18 protein-coding genes are annotated in these 17,873 nt (G+C 63.8%); 13 read left to right on the top strand and 5 right to left on the bottom strand.

Annotation, left to right across the window (positions count from 1 at the left end; translation table 11 throughout):
* Positions 1–149 precede the first annotated feature (149 nt).
* From AC4D2M_RS03380 to proC, 4 genes are all read left to right on the top strand, one after another.
* The gene (locus tag AC4D2M_RS03380; protein WP_490890422.1) at positions 150–1,736 is read left to right on the top strand and encodes a DUF7059 domain-containing protein; all 1,587 of its coding nucleotides are present in this window, start codon (positions 150–152) and stop codon (positions 1,734–1,736) included.
* Positions 1,737–1,940: 204 nt separating this feature from the next.
* Positions 1,941–4,700 carry a type I DNA topoisomerase gene (gene topA, locus AC4D2M_RS03375; RefSeq protein ID WP_490889973.1) on the top strand — a complete coding sequence of 920 codons (2,760 nt, stop codon included), beginning with the start codon at positions 1,941–1,943 and terminating at the stop codon, positions 4,698–4,700.
* A gap of 68 nt (positions 4,701–4,768) precedes the next feature.
* Positions 4,769–5,755, top strand: coding sequence for a Ppx/GppA family phosphatase (locus AC4D2M_RS03370; RefSeq protein ID WP_490889970.1), 987 nt, complete (start codon positions 4,769–4,771; stop codon positions 5,753–5,755).
* A gap of 255 nt (positions 5,756–6,010) precedes the next feature.
* On the top strand, positions 6,011–6,856 hold the full coding sequence (gene proC / locus AC4D2M_RS03365; protein WP_490889968.1) for a pyrroline-5-carboxylate reductase: 846 nt from the start codon (positions 6,011–6,013) through the stop codon (positions 6,854–6,856).
* 6 nt (positions 6,857–6,862) lie between these two features.
* Here the strand turns inward: proC and AC4D2M_RS03360 are convergent, their stop codons facing one another.
* Positions 6,863–7,501: a potassium channel family protein gene (locus AC4D2M_RS03360; protein WP_490890421.1), complete on the bottom strand. Its 639-nt coding sequence runs from the start codon at positions 7,499–7,501 to the stop codon at positions 6,863–6,865.
* Between the two features lie 22 nt (positions 7,502–7,523).
* The gene (locus AC4D2M_RS03355; RefSeq protein ID WP_490889966.1) at positions 7,524–8,936 is read right to left on the bottom strand and encodes a TrkH family potassium uptake protein; all 1,413 of its coding nucleotides are present in this window, start codon (positions 8,934–8,936) and stop codon (positions 7,524–7,526) included.
* Positions 8,937–9,116: 180 nt separating this feature from the next.
* On the opposite strand from AC4D2M_RS03355, the gene AC4D2M_RS03350 reads away from it, so the two are divergent.
* The 5 genes from AC4D2M_RS03350 to AC4D2M_RS03330 all read left to right on the top strand — a co-directional run bounded on the left by AC4D2M_RS03350 (position 9,117) and on the right by AC4D2M_RS03330 (position 12,778).
* Entirely contained in the window at positions 9,117–10,265 is a 1,149-nt protein-coding gene (locus AC4D2M_RS03350; RefSeq protein WP_490890419.1) for an acetoin utilization protein AcuC, read from the top strand.
* 55 nt (positions 10,266–10,320) lie between these two features.
* Positions 10,321–10,770, top strand: coding sequence for an ArsR/SmtB family transcription factor (locus AC4D2M_RS03345; RefSeq protein ID WP_490889964.1), 450 nt, complete (start codon positions 10,321–10,323; stop codon positions 10,768–10,770).
* A 264-nt stretch (positions 10,771–11,034) separates the two neighbouring features.
* Complete coding sequence (locus AC4D2M_RS03340; protein ID WP_490889963.1) at positions 11,035–12,135, top strand: 3-deoxy-7-phosphoheptulonate synthase; 1,101 nt, start codon at positions 11,035–11,037, stop codon at positions 12,133–12,135.
* Between the two features lie 133 nt (positions 12,136–12,268).
* Entirely contained in the window at positions 12,269–12,481 is a 213-nt protein-coding gene (locus tag AC4D2M_RS03335) for a helix-turn-helix domain-containing protein (RefSeq protein WP_490889962.1), read from the top strand.
* Between the two features lie 198 nt (positions 12,482–12,679).
* A complete protein-coding gene (locus AC4D2M_RS03330) occupies positions 12,680–12,778 on the top strand; it encodes a 30S ribosomal protein bS22 (RefSeq protein ID WP_003792170.1) in 99 nt (32 codons plus the stop codon).
* A gap of 48 nt (positions 12,779–12,826) precedes the next feature.
* Here the strand turns inward: AC4D2M_RS03330 and AC4D2M_RS03325 are convergent, their stop codons facing one another.
* Complete coding sequence (locus AC4D2M_RS03325; protein ID WP_490889959.1) at positions 12,827–13,666, bottom strand: HAD family hydrolase; 840 nt, start codon at positions 13,664–13,666, stop codon at positions 12,827–12,829.
* Between the two features lie 117 nt (positions 13,667–13,783).
* On the opposite strand from AC4D2M_RS03325, the gene AC4D2M_RS03320 reads away from it, so the two are divergent.
* Both AC4D2M_RS03320 and AC4D2M_RS03315 read left to right on the top strand, forming a co-directional pair.
* On the top strand, positions 13,784–14,053 hold the full coding sequence (locus tag AC4D2M_RS03320; RefSeq protein ID WP_490889957.1) for a glutaredoxin family protein: 270 nt from the start codon (positions 13,784–13,786) through the stop codon (positions 14,051–14,053).
* A gap of 153 nt (positions 14,054–14,206) precedes the next feature.
* The gene (locus AC4D2M_RS03315; RefSeq protein WP_490889956.1) at positions 14,207–14,917 is read left to right on the top strand and encodes a redox-sensing transcriptional repressor Rex; all 711 of its coding nucleotides are present in this window, start codon (positions 14,207–14,209) and stop codon (positions 14,915–14,917) included.
* 35 nt (positions 14,918–14,952) lie between these two features.
* Here the strand turns inward: AC4D2M_RS03315 and AC4D2M_RS03310 are convergent, their stop codons facing one another.
* Positions 14,953–15,624 (bottom strand): hypothetical protein, encoded by a 672-nt coding sequence (locus AC4D2M_RS03310; protein WP_490889954.1) that lies wholly within the window; start codon positions 15,622–15,624, stop codon positions 14,953–14,955.
* A gap of 117 nt (positions 15,625–15,741) precedes the next feature.
* Positions 15,742–16,293: a YceI family protein gene (locus AC4D2M_RS03305; protein WP_490889952.1), complete on the bottom strand. Its 552-nt coding sequence runs from the start codon at positions 16,291–16,293 to the stop codon at positions 15,742–15,744.
* 185 nt (positions 16,294–16,478) lie between these two features.
* Here AC4D2M_RS03305 and AC4D2M_RS03300 point away from each other — a divergent pair, with 185 nt between their 5' ends.
* Both AC4D2M_RS03300 and AC4D2M_RS03295 read left to right on the top strand, forming a co-directional pair.
* Positions 16,479–17,144, top strand: a complete 666-nt coding sequence (locus AC4D2M_RS03300; RefSeq protein ID WP_490889950.1) for a histidine phosphatase family protein — start codon at positions 16,479–16,481, stop codon at positions 17,142–17,144.
* 86 nt (positions 17,145–17,230) lie between these two features.
* Positions 17,231–17,803, top strand: coding sequence for a TlpA family protein disulfide reductase (locus AC4D2M_RS03295; protein ID WP_490890417.1), 573 nt, complete (start codon positions 17,231–17,233; stop codon positions 17,801–17,803).
* Positions 17,804–17,873 lie beyond the last annotated feature (70 nt).

Here is a 17,873-nt window from a genome sequence, read left to right as displayed (position 1 = left end):
CATGGGTCCATCGTACGCGAGGACATTTTCGAGCGAAACGTTCGTGTTCTCACGATGATCGGGCGGCGTCGTCGTTTTCGGCCGAAAATGCGGACGATGGGGAGGCCAGGCAAACCGGACCTCCTGTTCGCCAATAAACTTGCCCAGTGATGAACCTTGCCGTTATCCCCGATGCCCCGCGAAGCGACGACCAGGACCTGCTGAACCGTCTCGCCGTGGATTTCCGGACGGCGGACTACACCGTCGACGGCGTCGCGGATCTGGTCGGCCCCGACGCCTACGCGGCGCTCGAAAGGGACCAGACTGTGCCTGCGCTCCTGGCTGCCCGCGCCGCCGGCAACACCGGCACCGGAAGCCGGCTGGCCGCCGTCGTGCTTGTTTTCCTGCTCGGAGAGACGGTGCCCGCCGCGTCGCTCGACGGCGCGCTCCCTTCGGTCGGTGCCGCCGGTCTGCTCGCGCTGGGACTGGTAGAGGATCACGACGGCGGCCTCCGCGCCTCGGTGGACCTGCGCCCCTATTCGTCGGACACCGGCGGTGACGTGTGGGTTGCATCGGACCTCGGTTCCCACGTCCGGCCGGGAGTGCTTCGGAACGATCACGTGCTTGGCATTGGCCGGGCGTCGCTGACACTCGCCCAGTTCGCAGCGCGTGCTCCGGTGGAACGGGCGCTGGACCTGGGCACCGGCTGCGGAATCCAGACCTTTCACCTGCTCGCCCATGCCCAGCACGTCACGGCCACCGACGTCTCCGAACGTGCGCTCGCAGTCACCAGGTTCAACCTGCTGCTGAATGCCTCGGCGCTCGGGATCGATCCGGCGAAGTTTGAGGCCCGTGTCTCGCTGCGTCTCGGGAGCCTGCTGGAACCGGTGGTGGGGGAGATATTCGACCAGGTCGTGTCCAACCCGCCATTCGTGATCACCCCGCGCAGCGCCGGTGAGACGGCTCAGGATCAGTTCACCTACCGCGACGGAGGCCTCGCAGGCGACGACATCGTGTCCTCGCTTCTCCGTGCCGTTCCGGCTGTCCTGTCACCGGGCGGGACCGCCCAGCTTCTCGGGAACTGGGAAATACCGGAAGGGCAATCCTGGGAAACCCGGATAGCGGGCTGGCTGCCGGACACCGCCGACGCCTGGGTGATCCAGCGCGAGCAGGTTACGCCCACCCACTACGCCGAGACGTGGCTCCGTGACGCCGCTGAAAACCGGAACCCGGCCCGCTTCGCTGAGCGTTTCGGCACCTACCTGTCCGACTTCGCATCCCGAACAGTGGAGCACGTCGGTTTCGGCATGGTGTGGCTGCGGAACTCCGACGGCGCGGCGACCCTCCGTCTCTTCGAGGAGATCACCTACGACCTCGAGCAACCCATCGGCCCGCACGTCAGCACGGCGGTCCTGCGCCACGACTGGCTCGGTGCCTGCCGGGACCTGTCAGCCGAGCATCTGCTCGTTGCCGACGACGTCACCGAGGAGCGGCATCAGCGCCCCGGAGCCGAGCATCCGGGCGTGATCCTGCTGCGGCAGGGCGCTGGTTTCCGCCGCACCACCCTGCTCAGTACGGAGCTGGCAGGTTTCGTTTCCGCGTGCGACGGCGACCTCACCACCGGCCAGATCACCGGTGCCCTCGCGGCGCTGTTGGACCGTGACGACGACGAGTTCCGGGTTGCACTTCTGGCGGACGTGCGCAACCTGGTCGAGGACGGTTTCCTGGTCCCCGTTTCGGTGTCCGACGGCCGCTGATACAACCGTCCGGGAGTGGGTTCGGTGCTGTTGGATTATGCACAGCGGGATTCCCCGTGACGAGGTGCCTCCGGTCAAGCCGTTACCCTAGTGCAGGTAGGCATACCGCATACTGTGAAGGGCAGGACGCCCACCAATACAAATATTGAGCTCAGAATGAGCGGTTGTTCTGCTGTTTAAGAAGCACCTGTATCGAGGAGTGAAGTGCCAGCTAAGGCAACGGACAAGAAGCCCGGCAAGAAACTCGTAATCGTCGAGTCTCCGGCCAAGAGCAAGACGATTGCGGGCTACCTCGGTGAAGGCTTCGAGGTCACCGCATCGATGGGCCATATTCGCGACCTTCCCCAGCCTTCGGATCTGCCCCCGGAGCTGAAGAAGAGTTCGCTCGGCAAGTTCGCTGTGGACATCGAGAATGATTTCGAGCCGTACTACGTCGTGTCGACGGACAAGAAGAAGCGCGTCGCGGAGCTCAAGGCTGCGCTCAAGGACGCCACCGAACTTTACCTCGCAACTGACGGTGACAGGGAGGGTGAGGCCATTGCATGGCACCTCCTTGAGGTGCTGAAGCCGAAGGTGCCCGTCTACCGGTTGACCTTCCCCGAAATCACGAGGGAAGCCATTCAGCGCGCAATGGAAGAGCTGCGTGACCTGGACATCCCCATGGTTGACGCACAGGAAACCCGGCGCATCCTCGACCGCCTCTATGGCTACGAAATCTCACCGGTCCTGTGGCGCAAGGTTGCTCGCGGACTTTCCGCCGGACGTGTCCAGTCCGTCGCCACGAGGCTTGTTGTCGAACGTGAGCGTGAGCGCATGGCTTTCCGCGCGGCGTCGTACTGGGACCTCACCGGCACCTTTTCGCCGGAAGATGCTTCGAAGGGGGAGGCCTTCAGCGCGAAGCTCGTCTCCGTTGACGGAACCCGCGTGGCAACCGGCAAGGACTTCAGTGACCTCGGCCAGCTGAAGTCGCAGAGCGTTGCCCTCCTTGACGAGGCAGCCGCACGGAGCCTGGCCGAAGGCCTGCAGCAGGCGGCTTTCGAGGTCCGTTCGGTCGACACCAAGCCGTACACACGCCGTCCGGCCGCACCGTTCACCACTTCGACGCTGCAGCAGGAAGCCGCACGCAAGCTGCGTTACTCTTCCCGCGTGACCATGCAGGTTGCCCAGCGCCTGTACGAGAACGGCTACATCACGTATATGCGTACGGATTCGCCGGCGCTGAGTGACCAGGCGATCAACGCTGCCCGCCGCCAGGCTTCTGAGCTGTACGGCGCCGAGTATGTTCCAGACGCACGCCGCGTCTACAAGGGAAAGTCGAAGAACGCGCAGGAAGCCCACGAAGCTATCCGCCCCGCGGGCGACTCCTTCCGCACACCGGCGCAGGTAGCCAAGGAGCTGCACGGAGACGAGTTCAAGCTCTACGAACTCATCTGGAAGCGCACAGTCGCCTCCCAGATGGCAGACGCCAAGGGCTCGACGGCGTCGGTGCGCCTCGGAGCGCGCACGCCTGACGGGAAGGACGCCGAGTTCTCGGCCTCCGGGACGGTCATCACCTTCCGCGGCTTCATGGCCGCTTATGAGGAGGGACGGGACGCCTCCCGCGATGAGGATGACGCAGCAGGCGGAGCCGATCAGCCCGGACAGGGCGGCCGGTTGCCGAACCTCGCCGCCGGTGACGCCCTTGGTGCGGAATCCATCGAACCGATTGGGCACGAGACCTCACCACCCCCGCGCTACACCGAAGCCTCGCTGGTCAAGGTGCTCGAAGAACGCGGGATCGGGCGTCCCTCCACCTATGCCGCCACCATCTCCACCATCATGGACCGGGGTTACGTCCGCACGCGCGGCCAGGCCCTCGTTCCAAGCTGGATCGCATTCTCCGTGGTCCGCCTGCTGGAGGAGCATTTCCACGATTACGTCGACTACGACTTCACCGCCGAACTCGAGGAAGACCTGGACCGCATTGCACGCGGCGAGGAGAGCCGTGTCCAGTGGCTCAACCACTTCTATTACGGTGACGGCAAGGAAACCGGGCTGAGCACCATTGTCAATGACCTCGGCGAGATCGACGCCCGACGCATCAACTCGGTGGAAATCGCGGACGGCATTGTCCTGCGCGTCGGTAAGTTCGGGCCCTACCTGGAGAAACCGCTGTCGGAGGACGCCCCTGAAGGCACCGAGCCCCAGCGTGCCAACGTGCCTGAGGATCTTGCGCCGGACGAACTGACGGCCGAGAAAGCCGTGGAGCTGATGAACAGCCCCGCGTCCGAGGAACGCGTGTTGGGAACCGACCCGGAAACCGGGCGGGACATCGTGGCTCGCGATGGGCGCTACGGTCCCTACGTCATTGAAATTATTCCGGAGCCCACAGCCGAGGACCTGGCGAACCAGCCGGTGGAGTACTACAAGAACGGCAAGCCCAAACCGCCCAAGAAGCCTGTAAAGGTGAAACCGCGAACGGGATCGCTGTTCAAGTCGATGTCCGTCGAAACGGTCACCCTCGAGGATGCCCTGAAGCTCATGAACCTTCCCCGCGTCCTGGGCAAGGATGCTGAGGGCAACGAGATCACTGTCCAGAATGGGCGTTTCGGGCCATACTTGAAGAAGGGCTCGGACTCCCGCTCGATCGGCTCGGAAGAGGAAATCTTCACCATCACGCTGGAGCAGGCGCTGGAAATTTACTCCCAGCCCAAGCAGCGTGGCGGACGGACCGCCACCCCGCCGCTTGCGGAGTTCGGTGACGACCCTGTGTCCGAAAAACCGATCGTGGTCAAGGAAGGCCGTTTCGGTCCGTACATTACGGACGGCGTCACGAACATTACCGTCCCGCGGTCCACTGCGATCGAGGAACTGACACGCGAAACCGCCGTGGCGTTGCTGGCTGAAAAGCGTGCAAAGGGCCCGGCGCCCCGCAAGTCAGGTGGCCGCGCGCCGGCCAAGCGCAAGGCCACCGCCCGGAAGTGAGCGGCCCGTCCCTGGGCCACTTGCCGGTCGATTGAGCCTGGGCAACCGGCGCGCGACATAATGGGGTCATGCGGCTAGGCGTCCTTGATATCGGATCCAATACGGTGCATCTCCTCTTGGTGGATGCACACCCTGGAGCACGGCCGGTGCCTTACGCTTCCCATAAAAGGCCACTTCAGCTGGTGAGCTTCCTCGATTCCGAGGGCAGAATCAGTGATAAAGGTCAGCAGGAGCTGGTCGGCTTTATCCGGCAGGCCCGTGCCTTCGCGTCCGATCATCGCGCCGAGGATTTCCTCGGGTTCTGTACTTCGGCCATCCGGGAAGCCGGGAACGGTGAGGAAGTCCTGAGACGTGTAGAGGCTGAGACGTCGGTGGTCCTGCAGGAGCTCACCGGAGACGAGGAAGCTGCCATGACTTTCCAGGCGGTGCGGCGCTGGTACGGCTGGAGCACCGGGTCCATCCTCAACCTGGATATCGGTGGGGGCTCATTCGAAATGGCCATGGGCCACGATGAGCTCCCCGAGGTCGCGCGCTCGGTGCCGCTCGGCGCGGGCCGCCTCACCCGGGAATGGCTCCCCGGTGATCCGCCGGCACCCCGCGACGTCAAAAAGCTGCGCCGTTACATCCGCCAGACCCTCAAGGAATCCGTCGGAAGCTTCACCAGCCTTGGCGAACCCCACCTCGTTGCCGGGACATCGAAGACCTTTCGGTCCCTGGCGCGCATTGCGGGGGCAGCGCCGTCCGCGGCCGGGCCGTTTGTCCGCCGCACGCTTCGGCTCCAGGACCTCGCTCTGTGGGCGAAACGTCTGGAGGCGATGTCCGTCGCTGACCGGGCCAACCTGGACGGAGTCTCCGAACTGCGTGCGCGTCAGGTGCTTGCGGGGGCGCTGGTCGCTGAGGCAGCCTTTGAAATCTTCAAGGTGAAGGAAATGGACATCTGCCCGTGGGCTCTGCGTGAAGGGCTGATCCTGAGGCGCTTCGACACCCTCATGTTCGAGGCGGAAGAGCCCATGCCGTCCGTCGGAGTAGGCCACGTGCGTCTGGGAGCGCCGTGAACAGTGAGCCGGCAGGCGCAGGACCACGCGGGTGCAGGACCACACTTGAGGTGAATAAGGAAGTGCCGGTGAGCCGTCAGCGTGGTTGGGGGAAACACTGCTGCGGCTCACCGGCACGACCGGGCCAGGGAGAGCCCGGCCTCATCACTCGCACCTTTATGAGGTAATAACGACTGTACTGCTATTTCGTGAAACTGCACCCCGGAACACACTGTGAGGATGCTGGGAATCGTTCAGTCATGACACGATGGGCCGATGGTTATCAACATTCCACAGCACATTTCATTCCTCGGCTGCGGTTCCATGAACGGCGCAATCCTCACGGGCCTGCTGGCTGCCGGGCTTCCCCCGGCGCAGGTAACAGCTACCGTGAGGGATCCCGAGAAGGCAGCGAATCTCTCGAAACGACACGGCGTGTCCGTACTGTCGTCCACCGAAGAGCCAGGCGCCAACCGCACAGCGGCGGCTGGGGCCGACGTCGTACTGCTGGGAGTGAAGCCGGTCGGTATCCTCGACCTTGCACGGGAAATTTCGCCCGCGCTGAAGCCGGGAACGGTGGTGATCAGCGTTGCGGCCGCGATCTCGATCGACATGCTGGAGGCGGCCCTGCCTGAGGGCCAGCCGGTGATCCGCAGCATGCCCAATACGCCGTCGAGCCTTGGCCGTGGGGTGCTGTCCATCTCTCCGGGAAGCAACGCGACCTCCGAGCTGATGGATCAGGCGCGCACTATCCTGAGTGCCGCGGGCACCGTCGTCGAAATCCCGGAGGAACAGGTCGCCGCGCTCTCCGCGGTGAGCGGTTCCGGCCCGGCATATGCGTTCTACCTCGCCGAAGCGATGGCCGCCGCCGGGATGAAGCTTGGCCTCGACGAGGATCTGGCGAAATTGCTGGCCACCCAGACAGTCGCGGGAGCCGGGTTCATGCTGGCGGAGGACGGTGCCGATGCAACTGCCCTGCGCAAGGCTGTCACGAGCCCGAACGGTACGACCGAGCGTGCCATTGCGACCTTCGACGAGCAGGGACTGCCTGACATCGTTGCTGCCGGGGCGCGTGCGGCGGCGGAACGTGCCGCTGCAATCACCCGCGAGCTCGGCGGATAACCATTCTCAGGGTCGCGCTGCGAACCGCTCGAGGAGATCCACGTGCCCGGAAACGATGAGCATGTCGCGGCTCGTGACCTTGGTGTCGGGCCGCGCGTAGGTGAAGTCCTCGCCCGGGGACTTCACGCCGACCACCGTGACGCCGTATTTCGAACGCACCGCTGACTCGCCGAGGGTGAACCCCTGTGTCTCCTTCGGCGGGTACATCTTCACGATGGCGAAGCCGTCGTCGAACTCGATGAAGTCCAGCATCCGGCCGCCCACCAGGTGGGCGGCCCGCTGGCCGGCGTCGGCCTCGGGGTAGATGACGTGGTTCGCGCCGATGCGTTTGAGGATCTTGCCGTGTGACGGCGTGATGGCCTTGACCCACAGGTTGTCGATATTGAGGTCCACAAGGTTGGCAGTGATGAGGACACTCGCCTCGATCGAGGTGCCGACCCCGACGACGGCGGCCGGGAACTCCTGCGCTCCAAGCTGGCGAAGCGCATCAACGTTGGTGGCGTCAGCCTGCACCACGTGGGTCAGGGTTCCGGACCACTTCTGGACCAACTCCTGGTCCTTTTCGATCGCGAGAACCTCGCGCCCCTGCTTCACAAGCTGCGCCGCGGTCGCGGAGCCGAAACGTCCGAGCCCGATCACGAGCACGGGCGCGTTGTGTGCTGGTTTCTCAGCCAATGATGGGCCTCTCTTCCGGGTAGTGGTAGAGCGTACTGCGCTGGCGCAGGGCCAGCGCCGAAGCAACGGTGATGGTTCCGAGGCGCCCGGCGAACATGAGGGCTGACAGAACGTACTTGCCTTCAGGTGGGAGTTCGGCGCTGAGGTTGGTGCTGAGACCGCAGGTGGCAAAAGCCGAGATCACCTCGAAGAGTACCCGGTTGAGCTCTACTCCCGAGATCCACAGGATAAGGCCGGTTCCAATCAGGACAATCGTGGCACCCGTGAAGATGACGGAAATGGCCACCCGCATGGCGCCCTGCGGGATCTTCCGGCCGTAGACGCTGACATCGGAATCACCGCGGGCTTCAGCGACGATTGCCAGGAACATCACGGCGATGGTCGTCACCTTGATACCGCCCGCGGTCGACGCCGACCCGCCACCGGCGAACATAAGCGCGTCCGTCAGGAGCATTGTCGTCGGCTCCATGAGGCTTTGGTCCACCGTGTTGAATCCACCGGAGCGGGTCATGATCGACGCGAAAACAGAGTGGATGATCTTGTCGCTCGCGCTTGAGTTCCCTATGGTGTCCTGATTGGTCCACTCCATGGCTGCCCAGAGTGCGGCTCCGACGACGAGCAGGATCACCGAAACGTTGACGGTCAGTTTTGTGTGCAGGGTCCACTTCTGCACGTGGTGGCGGTACTGCACGAGGATGAGAATCGCGGGGAACCCGAGGCTGCCGACGAAGACGCCGACCATGATGGGCGTCAGGATCCAGAGGTCCGTGCCGTACGAAAGCAGCCCGTCGGAGTGGATAACGAATCCCGCGTTGTTGAAGGCGGAGATGGCGTAGAAACTCCCGTGCCACACGGCCTCCCAGAACGGCTCGCCGAGGATGATGAACCGCGGGATCAGAGCCAGCGCGAGGACCAGTTCCACCACAACAGAGGTGGTGATAACGATCCGCAGCAGGGTGCCGACCTCGCCCAGAAGGCTTGCGTTGTTCAGGGCAGACTGCGCCAGGAGTTTTCCCCGCACGCCAAGCCGTTTACTCACCACGAGAGCCAGCAACGAGGCGAGGGTGATTGTGCCAAGGCCCCCAACGAAGATGCCGATCAGGATGATCACCTGGCCGAAGAAGGACCAGTAGTCCGGTGTGCTCACAACAGTCAGTCCGACGACGCACACTGCGGAAACGGCGGTGAACAGGGCATCGTGAAGAGGCGTCACCTGGCCTGTTTGTGTTGCGAAGGGCAGGCTCAGCAACGCGGTGAAGATCATTACGACTACGAAGAAGACGAGCAGGGAAACCCGTGCGGGGGAACTGTTGACGATGCCATCGATGAAGTCACGCGCCCTGCCCAGCAATCGCAGGCGGACCTGGTCGTCCCCTCCCAACCACGAGGGGTGTTCTCGTGCCATCCTTGCTGTTCCGCTCCGATCAGGTGGGGTTGCCGCTCACAGTCCTCCGAGTAGTAAATCACTTCCGACCAAGGACTGTGGGCAGGACCGGTGCGAATCGCGTAGCCTGCAGGAGTGGCCAGTACCCCCGCTCCTGCCCTTGCAACTGCCTTTGCAACCAAGGTGGTGTGGGACGACTCCATGCTCGCGTATAACTTCGGCGCCCATCACCCGATGAATCCGCAGCGGCTTGACCTTACCGCACGGCTTGTCCGGGCAGTCGGTCTGTTCGATCTCCCGCAGGTCGCGGTCGAGGCGCCGCAGGTGGCTGACGACGCCAGTCTGTTCACGGTGCACGACGCTGATTATGTACAGGCGGTCAAGGCAGCCGACGCCGACCCGGACGCCGCCGACGGAACGGCAGGGTTCGGAACGGACGACACCCCGGCCTTCGCGGGCATGCACTCCGCCAGCGCCCGGCTGGTTGGCGGTTCACTCGCCGCAGCCGATGCGATTCTCTCCGGTGAAGTCCAGCACGCTGTGAACTTCGGTGGGGGACTGCACCACGCCGGCCGTGCCAGGGCCAGCGGGTTCTGCATCTATAACGACGCGGCCGCCGCGGTGCAGCGACTTCTGGATGGCGGCGTGAAGCGCGTCCTGTATCTCGACGTCGACGCCCACCACGGAGACGGCACCCAGGAGATCTTCTGGGATGATAAGCGCGTCATGACCATCTCCATCCACGAGACCGGCATGAGCCTCTTCCCCGGGACCGGTTTCTCGAACGAGATCGGCGGACCGTCCGCGTCCGGGTATTCGGTCAACGTTGCCTTGCCCACCACCACGGGCGACTCCGGCTTCCTGCGTGCCTTCCACGCGGTGGTGCCGCAACTGACCGCCGCATTCGAACCCGAGGTGATAGTGAGTCAGCACGGCTGTGACAGCCATGTCGAGGACCCGCTCACTAACCTGCGCATCACCGTGGATGCCCAGCACGCGGCCGCCGTCGCCGTCCGCGACCTCGCCTCCAGGTACTGCGAAGGACGCTGGATCGCCACAGGCGGCGGCGGGTACAACATAACGTCGGTGGTCCCGCGCTCGTGGACCCTCCTTACGGCCGTGGCAGCCGGTGCCGACATCACCCTGACGACGCCGGTGCCCGCCCCCTGGCGGACCTACGTCGCCGAGCGCTTCGGCCGCAATGCGCCCGAATTGATGGGTGACGGTTCCGACACCTGGTGGCAGTCATGGGAAGCCGGGTTCGACCCCAATGAGCACCTGGATCGATCGGTCATGGCGACACGCAAGGCCGTTTTCCCACTCCACGGACTGGACCCCTGGTTCGACTGACCTCCCGGCGCAGGCGAGGGATGCCGCTTTCGATATATACGGTTATGGTAATGGGATGGTCATGGATGATGTGTTCGCCGTCATCGCCGAAGCCACCCGCCGTCAGATCCTGACATCGCTGCGGGACGGGGACAAAGCGGTAGGCGAGTTGGTGCTTGAATTAGAGGTCAGTCAACCCACCGTTTCCAAGCACCTCAAAGTTCTGCGGGAAGCAGGGCTTGTCACCATGCGGGCGCAGGGTCAGAAGCGTTTCTACTCGCTCGATCCAGAACCGTTGCAGGGAATCGCCTCCTGGCTCGCCGAGTTCCAATTGCCCGTAGTACAAATCAACTCATCGCTGGCGCCGGCCGTCATTGAACCTGAGCTCGGGGAGCTTGTTCCCGTGACTCCCGGCCTCGCGCAGCCCGATGGTTCCCAGCCGTTTGGACGAACCGTGGGCAGGGCTGCCGAGCGTGCCGCAGACCTCCTGTCCCAATTTCCCAAGCTGCGACGCCGCAAGGAGTAGTTGCTGCGGCAGGCCGTGTGACGCCCCGGCGGTCACAATTGGGCACCGGTGTTTTGCAATCTGCACCTCGACCGTTACGCTCAGTCCCATGACAACCCGTTGGTATGCGTATTATGCGTTGGCTCTGGAGGAGCCCGCGGCTTAGTACGCTGACCAACACCTTCAGAGCCAACAGGGCAGGACACGCTTCCTGCCCTTCGTCGTTTCCACGGCGGGTTCTGCAGGACAGTCCCGCCGAAGAACCCTCTTCGAAAGCCGGGACCCATGAAAACCCTCGCCACAGCATCCTCCAACGTCAACGTCCGGGGGATTGAACCGCTGCCGACGCCTGCCGCACTGATCGCCGAACTGCCAGGCACCGACGAGATCGCTGATTCTGTTCGCCGTTCACGCGAAGAGATCAGGGCCGTACTCAACGGGGTGGATGACCGCCTCCTCGTCATCGTCGGCCCATGTTCCATCCATGACACCGACGCGGGCCTCGAGTACGCCCGCCTGCTTGCCGATGCCGCGCACATGCACCGTGAAGACCTGCTGGTGGTCATGCGGGCCTACTTCGAGAAGCCACGAACCACGGTGGGCTGGAAGGGGCTTATCAATGACCCCCACCTCGACGGCAGCCACGACATCGCCGCCGGCCTGCGCGCCGCCCGCGGATTCCTTCACGATGTCGCAGCCCTCGGGCTTCCGCTGGGCACGGAGTTCCTCGAGCCGATCAGCCCCCAGTACATTGCGGATCTGGTCAGTTGGGGCGCGATCGGCGCCCGGACCACGGAGAGCCAGGTCCATCGACAGTTGTCCTCGGGCCTGTCCATGCCGGTTGGCTTCAAGAACGGCACCGACGGCGGTATCAGCGTGGCGCTGGATGCTTGCGCTGCCGCCGGTGCGCCGCAGGCTTTCCTGGGCGTCGACGACGAGGGGCGGGCATCTCTCGTCTCGACCACCGGGAATCCTGACACCCACCTGATCCTGCGCGGAGGGTCCGACGGCCCGAACTACGGCCCCGGCGACGTGGCGAACGCGTCAGCCAGGCTAGCCGCGGCGGGCCTGAACGAGAGGCTGATCGTGGATGCAAGCCATGCAAACAGCGGCAAGGATCACCGGCGGCAGGCGGAGGTCGCAAGGGAGTTGGCGGAAGCCGTGGCAGGCACGGATACCATCGCCGGCGTGATGCTGGAAAGTTTCCTCGTCGAGGGGGCACAGAAGCTGGATGTGAGCGCGCGCGGCGAGCTTGTGTACGGTCAGAGCGTCACCGATGGATGCATGGGGTGGGGCGTCACCGCTTCTGTGCTGGGTGATCTCGCAAGGGGCGCGCGCCGTCGTCGTACTGTGGCCAATCGTAACCAGCCTGAGCTTTCACTTTAGTCACACCAACCACTAGAGTATCTCCGTAGACGGATAATCCTACGGTCTCAAGGCGACACGCCGTCCGGCGTTCCATCCGTTGTCGGTGGACGCCATCTCAGGGTTAGCTCCAGAGAATAAGGACAGTGGTGAGATGACGAGCGGGAGCAACTTTTCCGATGTGCGCTTCCTGACGGTTGCGGAGGTCGCGAAAGTAATGCGGGTGTCGAAGATGACCGTGTACCGGTTGGTGCACTCGGGGGATATGCCGGCCGTCCAGTTCGGGCGCTCGTACCGGGTGCCCGAATCCGCCGTGCAGCAGTACCTGCGCTCCGCTACGGTGGAGGGCGAGTCGGGTACCGGCTAGGGGCTCCGGGCGGGGCCGGTCAGGAAGGCCGGTTTGAGCGGGTACTCTGTTAAGAAGCGTTTTGCGTAGGCGGCCGTTAGCACGGCCGCATGATGTACGTCATCGCGATGTACGTCTTTTGTCAGATTCGAGCGTCCCTGCCGCAGTTGATGCGGTAGAGGTTGTCCGGAACCGGAATCAATAGTTTGTGAGGACTTTATGGGTTCAGTAATCAAAAAGCGCCGCAAGCGGATGGCGAAGAAGAAGCACCGCAAACTGCTTCGGAAGACCCGCCACCAGCGCCGCAACAAAAAGTAGCATCGCATCCGGTCCGCCAGTCAGGCGGACCGGTTTTGCATTTAAGGACTAGCCCCTCATCCTGGTGAAGCCGCGCCACAGACCGTAAACGGCACCGGCTCCCGTTGCTGCCTTCAGGCCAAGGGTCGCCGCACGACGGCCGCTTCGGAAATCGTAGATGGGCCAATTTGCGTCACGGGCGTGCTTGCGGAGACGACGGTCCGGGTTGATCGCTACCGGGTGGCCCACAAGGCTGAGCAGTGGGATGTCATTGTATGAATCGCTGTACGCCCAGCAGCGGGACAGGTCCAGGCCTTCATTCCCGGCCAGCTCGCGAACGGCCGTAGCTTTCGCGGGCCCGTGCAGGAACTCACCCACCAGCTTGCCCGTGTAGAGACCCTCAAACACTTCTCCCACGGTGCCGAGCGCCCCCGTGAGCCCCAGACGATTGGCGATGACACTGGCCACCTCCACCGGAGTTCCCGTGACCAGCCAGACGCGGCGCCCGTTCCGCAAATGCTGCTCCGCCAGGGCGCGCGCTCCGGGCCAGATCTTCGAAGCGATCATTTCGTCGTAGACCTCTTCGCCGAGGGCGAGAATGTCCTCGTGGGCAATGCCGATAGCGAAGGCAAGCGCGGCGTCCCGCACGGCATGAATGTCGGTCATGTTCTCGCCGCGCATGGTGAAGCGCAACTGTTTCCACGCCAGCCCTGCAGCAAAGCGGAGGGTGAAGGCGCGCCGCTGGTACATCTTGCGGGCCACATGGAAGAGGCTGGCGCCGCGCATCATGGTGTTGTCGACGTCGAAAAAGGCTGCTTCTCCAGTGGGACCGCCCAGCGATGCCGCTTCAACCGGCGACTCCGCGGCGGACCCTGGTACGACGACGGGTCGGAGGCTGGCTGCGGACATAGCACGAGTCTAATCACAGCTTGGCGCCCGATGCGCCGCCCGCGCCCGTAATGCCTACTTGACCCCCCCACCTCACTTCACCGGGCACGGGACCCTCGGCAGTAGGCTTAGGGGATCATGAACCAGCAGACCCAGCCGCCGGCGGGGGACTGGACCTCCGGCCTTGTGTTGGTGACCAGGCCCAACTGCCACCTGTGCGAAGCAGCACGGGAGACCGTTGCCCGCGTCACCGGCGAGCTCGGCGTCAGCTGGCGGGAGGAATCCATCACCGCCCATACCGAGTTGCTTGAGCGGTTTTCGGAAGAGGTGCCCGTCCTACTTCTCGATGGAGTCCAGCGGGACTTCTGGACGATCGATGAGGCGCGTCTGCGCCGGCTCCTCGCCTGATGCGCAGCATCCATCACCAGATAGCGGGCATCGGACTTTGAGCGCTCCGCCGGGGGACCTAAAGTGGTGGTATCCCGCCGTCATCCTCCGGCGGGCGGGCGGAGCAGGTCCCGGCCGCCCGGCGAACAGTGATGGAGCGATGATCCAGTGACCATGTCGGAGATCCCCGGGCTACGGGCGGCCACCAACGACCAGCAGGGCAGGCAGATTCCGCCTGCGTCTCTGGCCCGGTTGACGATCTACCTGCGCGCCTTGAACTCATTGCTGGCGGAGGGTATAGAGCGTGTGTCCTCCGAGGAACTTGCTGACGCGGCGGGGGTGAACTCGCCCATGCTCCGCAAGGATCTGTCCTATCTCGGTTCCTATGGAACCCGCGGCGTGGGCTACGACGTCCAGTACCTCAACAGTCAGATCTCCACCGCACTGGGGTTGACCAAGGACTGGCGCGTTGCGATTGTCGGTGCCGGCAACCTCGGGCGGGCGCTCGCAGGATACTCGGGATTCCAGTCGCGCGGTTTCGAAGTGGTCGCCCTGTTCGATGCCGACCAGATGGTTGTCGGTACGGAGGTGGGTTGGCTGCGCGTCAGCCCGGTGCAGGATCTCGCTACGGTGCTGCGTCGGACCAGCGCCAATATGGCTGTCCTCGCCGTGCCGGCCAGCGTCGCCCAGGAGCTTTGCGACGAACTGGTTGAGGCAGGCATCACGAGCATCCTCAGCTTCGCGCCGGTTGTCCTGCAGGTGCCGGACCATGTGCAGTTGCGCAAGGTGGACATGGCTACGGAACTTCAGATCCTTGCCTATCACGCACAGCGGGCGCAGGACCCGGACATGGATGCCGGTTCCAGCGCCCGCGCTGCCCAGTAACCCAGCGCTCCTCGCAAGAGCGCTGGGTGGTGCCGTTAGTGGGTAATCTGCTGCGCTCTGAAGTAGGCGTTGGAAGGCTTGAGCCAACACAGCACCACTCCGGCCACACCCAGCAGGACCACGAGGATGTTGATGGTGATCGCGAAGCCGCTGGGCTGGAGGCTCTGATCGCCGAGCTGCGCCTGAACTTCGGGGTTCGATTGGAGCGCGGTGAGCGTAAGCCAGCTCATCAGCAGGAGCAGTAGCGAGATGCCGGCCAGAACCGTTGCAGTGATGCGTGCCCAGTTGTGCCCCTTGCGGATGAAGACAGCGAGGAGAACATAAATGCCGGTGGTGAGGATGCCGACTATCAGCGCTATTCCTATGCCGATGCCTGCAGCGCCGGCTGGTCCGGCGCTGCCTGACCCAAGCAGGGTGGAGATGAAGTTCAGCGCACCTGCGGCGATGATCAGCCAGAAGGCCAGATTCACTTCCCTGGGTAGCGGCGGCCGGGCAGCCTCCGGCATATTGGCCGCGCTGGGGTAGGCGTACCCAGCCGGCTGGGCCGACTGATAAGAGTACGGAGACGCCGGTTTCTGCGGCTCCGGGGACAAGCCCGCCCCCGAATTCTGGGCGGGCCCGGGCTCTGCGGGATTCAGCGGGTCGGTTCCGGAGAGCTGACGAGGGTCACGTTCGGATGGCTCGGGATCGTGTGATGGCGTACTCATGCGCCCAGCGTACCGCCGGGCATCCAGACGTTGGAGTGTTTCGGGTGGAAAACCCGATGGGGCGTACCGGCAGATCCGGTACGCCCCATGAAGGGATGGCCTTTGACGAAAGAAAGCCTAGTTGGCCGAGGGCGCTACGAAGGCGGCGTCGAGGTTGATGGTCACCTTGTCGCCCACCAGAACGCCGCCGGCCTCGAGGGCCGCATTCCAGGTCAGGCCGAACTCCTTGCGGGAGATGACTGTCTGGCCGGAGAACCCGGCGCGGGTGGCACCGAAGGGGTCAACAGCGACGCCGTTGAACTCGGTGTCGATGACAACTTCCTTGGTGATGCCGCGGATGGTGAGGTCACCGATGAGCTTGTAGGTCTCGCCGGCGCCTTCCACGCGCTTGGACTCGAAGGTCATCTCGGGGAACTGTTCAACGTCGAAGAAGTCATCACCGCGTACATGTGCGTCGCGGTTCGCGTCCTTCGAGTTGAATGATTCAGTCTTGATGGTCGCAGTGACCTTGGAGTCCTCGAGGGAGGATCCGACCTGCAGGGAGGCGTCGACGGTCTCGAAGTTTCCGCGCACCTTGCTGATGCCTGCGTGGCGGACGGTGAAACCGACTTCGCTGTGGGAGCCGTCGAAGTTCCAGATGCCCTGGGTGAGTCCGGTGGGGATAGCCATGATGATTCTCCTGATCTGAAGTGCTTGGGGTGTACGGCCGGGGGGCCGCACGGGCTTGTACATGTAATAAACATGCATTTGCATCTTTTATTCCAGAGATCGCTTGAAACTTCAAATATTTTCTCTCGGGCATGTGTTGCCCGCTCGATTTAGCCGTCTGACGCGAGGGATGCGAAACTTGACTCATGCCCTCAGCCACCGTTCACCTCGTGCGCCACGGCGAAGTCCATAATCCGGACGGAATCCTCTACGGCCGACTGCCCGAGTTTCATCTGTCCGAGCTTGGCCGCGAGATGGCAGAGCGAATAGGAACCTACTTTGCGGAACGCAGGAATGACGGCGCAGACATAACCCACCTGGTTGCCTCGCCGCTGACGCGCGCGCAGGAGACCGCCGAGCCGACGGCGCGGGAGCTCGGCCTCTCCATCTTGACCGATGAGCGCATCATCGAAGCGGAGAACCGGTTCGAGGGAATGACGCAGGTTGCCCAGCAGCTCAGGCACCCCAAGCACTGGAAGTCGCTGAGGAACCCGTTCACCCCATCCTGGGGCGAGCCGTACAGTGCACAGGTGGAGCGGGTGATGGCAGCGGTTCATGACGCACGCCGCGCAGCACTGGAGGCTAACGGGGGCAAGGATGCCGAAGCCGTGATGGTCAGTCACCAGCTGCCCATCTGGGTTGCCCGGCTCGCCGCGGAGAAGCGTCGCCTGTGGCATGATCCACGTCAGCGCAAATGCACGCTGAGTTCCGTGACGTCCCTCTATTTCGACGGCGACGACCTCACCGGCGTGAGGTACGAGGAGCCCTGCGCAGACCTGCTACCGCGCGCGAAGAACCTCCCGGGAGCGTAATACAATTACTACACGTTGTAGAACTTGTGGAAGATGTTGTGACTCATTCTGATGCTGCCCACCGCCGCCAACGAGGCGGCAGGTTGATGCGCCTGACCGCGCCGGTGCTCGCCGCCGTCGTGGTCCTTTCGGGCTGTGCTGCACAGGACCCGCTTGCCCAGCAGGCGGCGGAAGGCAACAACAAGAATTACATCGCCGGTGACGGTTCCGTCACCGAGTACACCGCCGCCGAGCGGGGTGAACCCGTGCAGATCGAGGGCACGCTCTACGACGATTCGTCCGTTTCCTCGTCCGAGTGGCCGGGCGATGTGACCGTTCTTAACTTCTGGTACGCCGCCTGCGCCCCGTGCCGGGAGGAAGCACCCGACCTCGTCGCGCTCCACGAGGAGTACCAGGCGCAGGACGTCCGGTTCTACGGCGTGAACATCCGTGACGGTAAGCAGAACGCAGAGGCGTTCGAGCGGAACTTCGGCATCCCGTACCCCAGTTTTAACGACTCCGACGGCGGGGTCCTGCTGTCGATGACAAGCTACGTTCCGCCGCAGGCCGTTCCGACAACCCTTGTGCTGGACAAGGAAGGGCGCGTGTCCGCGCGCATATTGGGCCTGGCCGACAAGGGAACCCTCAGCGCGCTCATAGACTCCGCGCTGGCCGAGTAGTGGCCGTGACCTCCACCTTTTCATCCGGTGCCGTGATCGCCCTGGCTCCGGCGGGAAACGCCTTCGCTGA

It is taken from the genome of Arthrobacter sp. TJ-270 (assembly GCF_058269075.1).
Note: the sequence above shows the minus strand (reverse complement) of the source record. Positions and strands in the feature narration are given on the sequence as shown.

Bases quoted from the DNA above. Each gene is read 5' to 3' on its own strand.
- AC4D2M_RS03320 (WP_490889957.1), top strand. From the start codon at position 13,784: ATGAACCAGCAGACCCAGCCGCCGGCGGGGGACTGGACCTCCGGCCTT.
- AC4D2M_RS03295 (WP_490890417.1), top strand. From the start codon at position 17,231: ATGCGCCTGACCGCGCCGGTGCTCGCCGCCGTCGTGGTCCTTTCGGGC.
- AC4D2M_RS03335 (WP_490889962.1), top strand. From the start codon at position 12,269: ATGACGAGCGGGAGCAACTTTTCCGATGTGCGCTTCCTGACGGTTGCG.
- AC4D2M_RS03315 (WP_490889956.1), top strand. From the start codon at position 14,207: ATGTCGGAGATCCCCGGGCTACGGGCGGCCACCAACGACCAGCAGGGC.
- AC4D2M_RS03350 (WP_490890419.1), top strand. From the start codon at position 9,117: ATGCTCGCGTATAACTTCGGCGCCCATCACCCGATGAATCCGCAGCGG.
- AC4D2M_RS03345 (WP_490889964.1), top strand. From the start codon at position 10,321: ATGGTCATGGATGATGTGTTCGCCGTCATCGCCGAAGCCACCCGCCGT.
- AC4D2M_RS03300 (WP_490889950.1), top strand. From the start codon at position 16,479: ATGCCCTCAGCCACCGTTCACCTCGTGCGCCACGGCGAAGTCCATAAT.
- AC4D2M_RS03370 (WP_490889970.1), top strand. From the start codon at position 4,769: ATGCGGCTAGGCGTCCTTGATATCGGATCCAATACGGTGCATCTCCTC.
- AC4D2M_RS03330 (WP_003792170.1), top strand. From the start codon at position 12,680: ATGGGTTCAGTAATCAAAAAGCGCCGCAAGCGGATGGCGAAGAAGAAG.
- AC4D2M_RS03355 (WP_490889966.1), bottom strand. From the start codon at position 8,936: ATGGCACGAGAACACCCCTCGTGGTTGGGAGGGGACGACCAGGTCCGC.
- AC4D2M_RS03310 (WP_490889954.1), bottom strand. From the start codon at position 15,624: ATGAGTACGCCATCACACGATCCCGAGCCATCCGAACGTGACCCTCGT.
- AC4D2M_RS03325 (WP_490889959.1), bottom strand. From the start codon at position 13,666: ATGTCCGCAGCCAGCCTCCGACCCGTCGTCGTACCAGGGTCCGCCGCG.
- AC4D2M_RS03380 (WP_490890422.1), top strand. From the start codon at position 150: ATGAACCTTGCCGTTATCCCCGATGCCCCGCGAAGCGACGACCAGGAC.
- AC4D2M_RS03340 (WP_490889963.1), top strand. From the start codon at position 11,035: ATGAAAACCCTCGCCACAGCATCCTCCAACGTCAACGTCCGGGGGATT.
- AC4D2M_RS03305 (WP_490889952.1), bottom strand. From the start codon at position 16,293: ATGGCTATCCCCACCGGACTCACCCAGGGCATCTGGAACTTCGACGGC.
- proC (WP_490889968.1), top strand. From the start codon at position 6,011: ATGGTTATCAACATTCCACAGCACATTTCATTCCTCGGCTGCGGTTCC.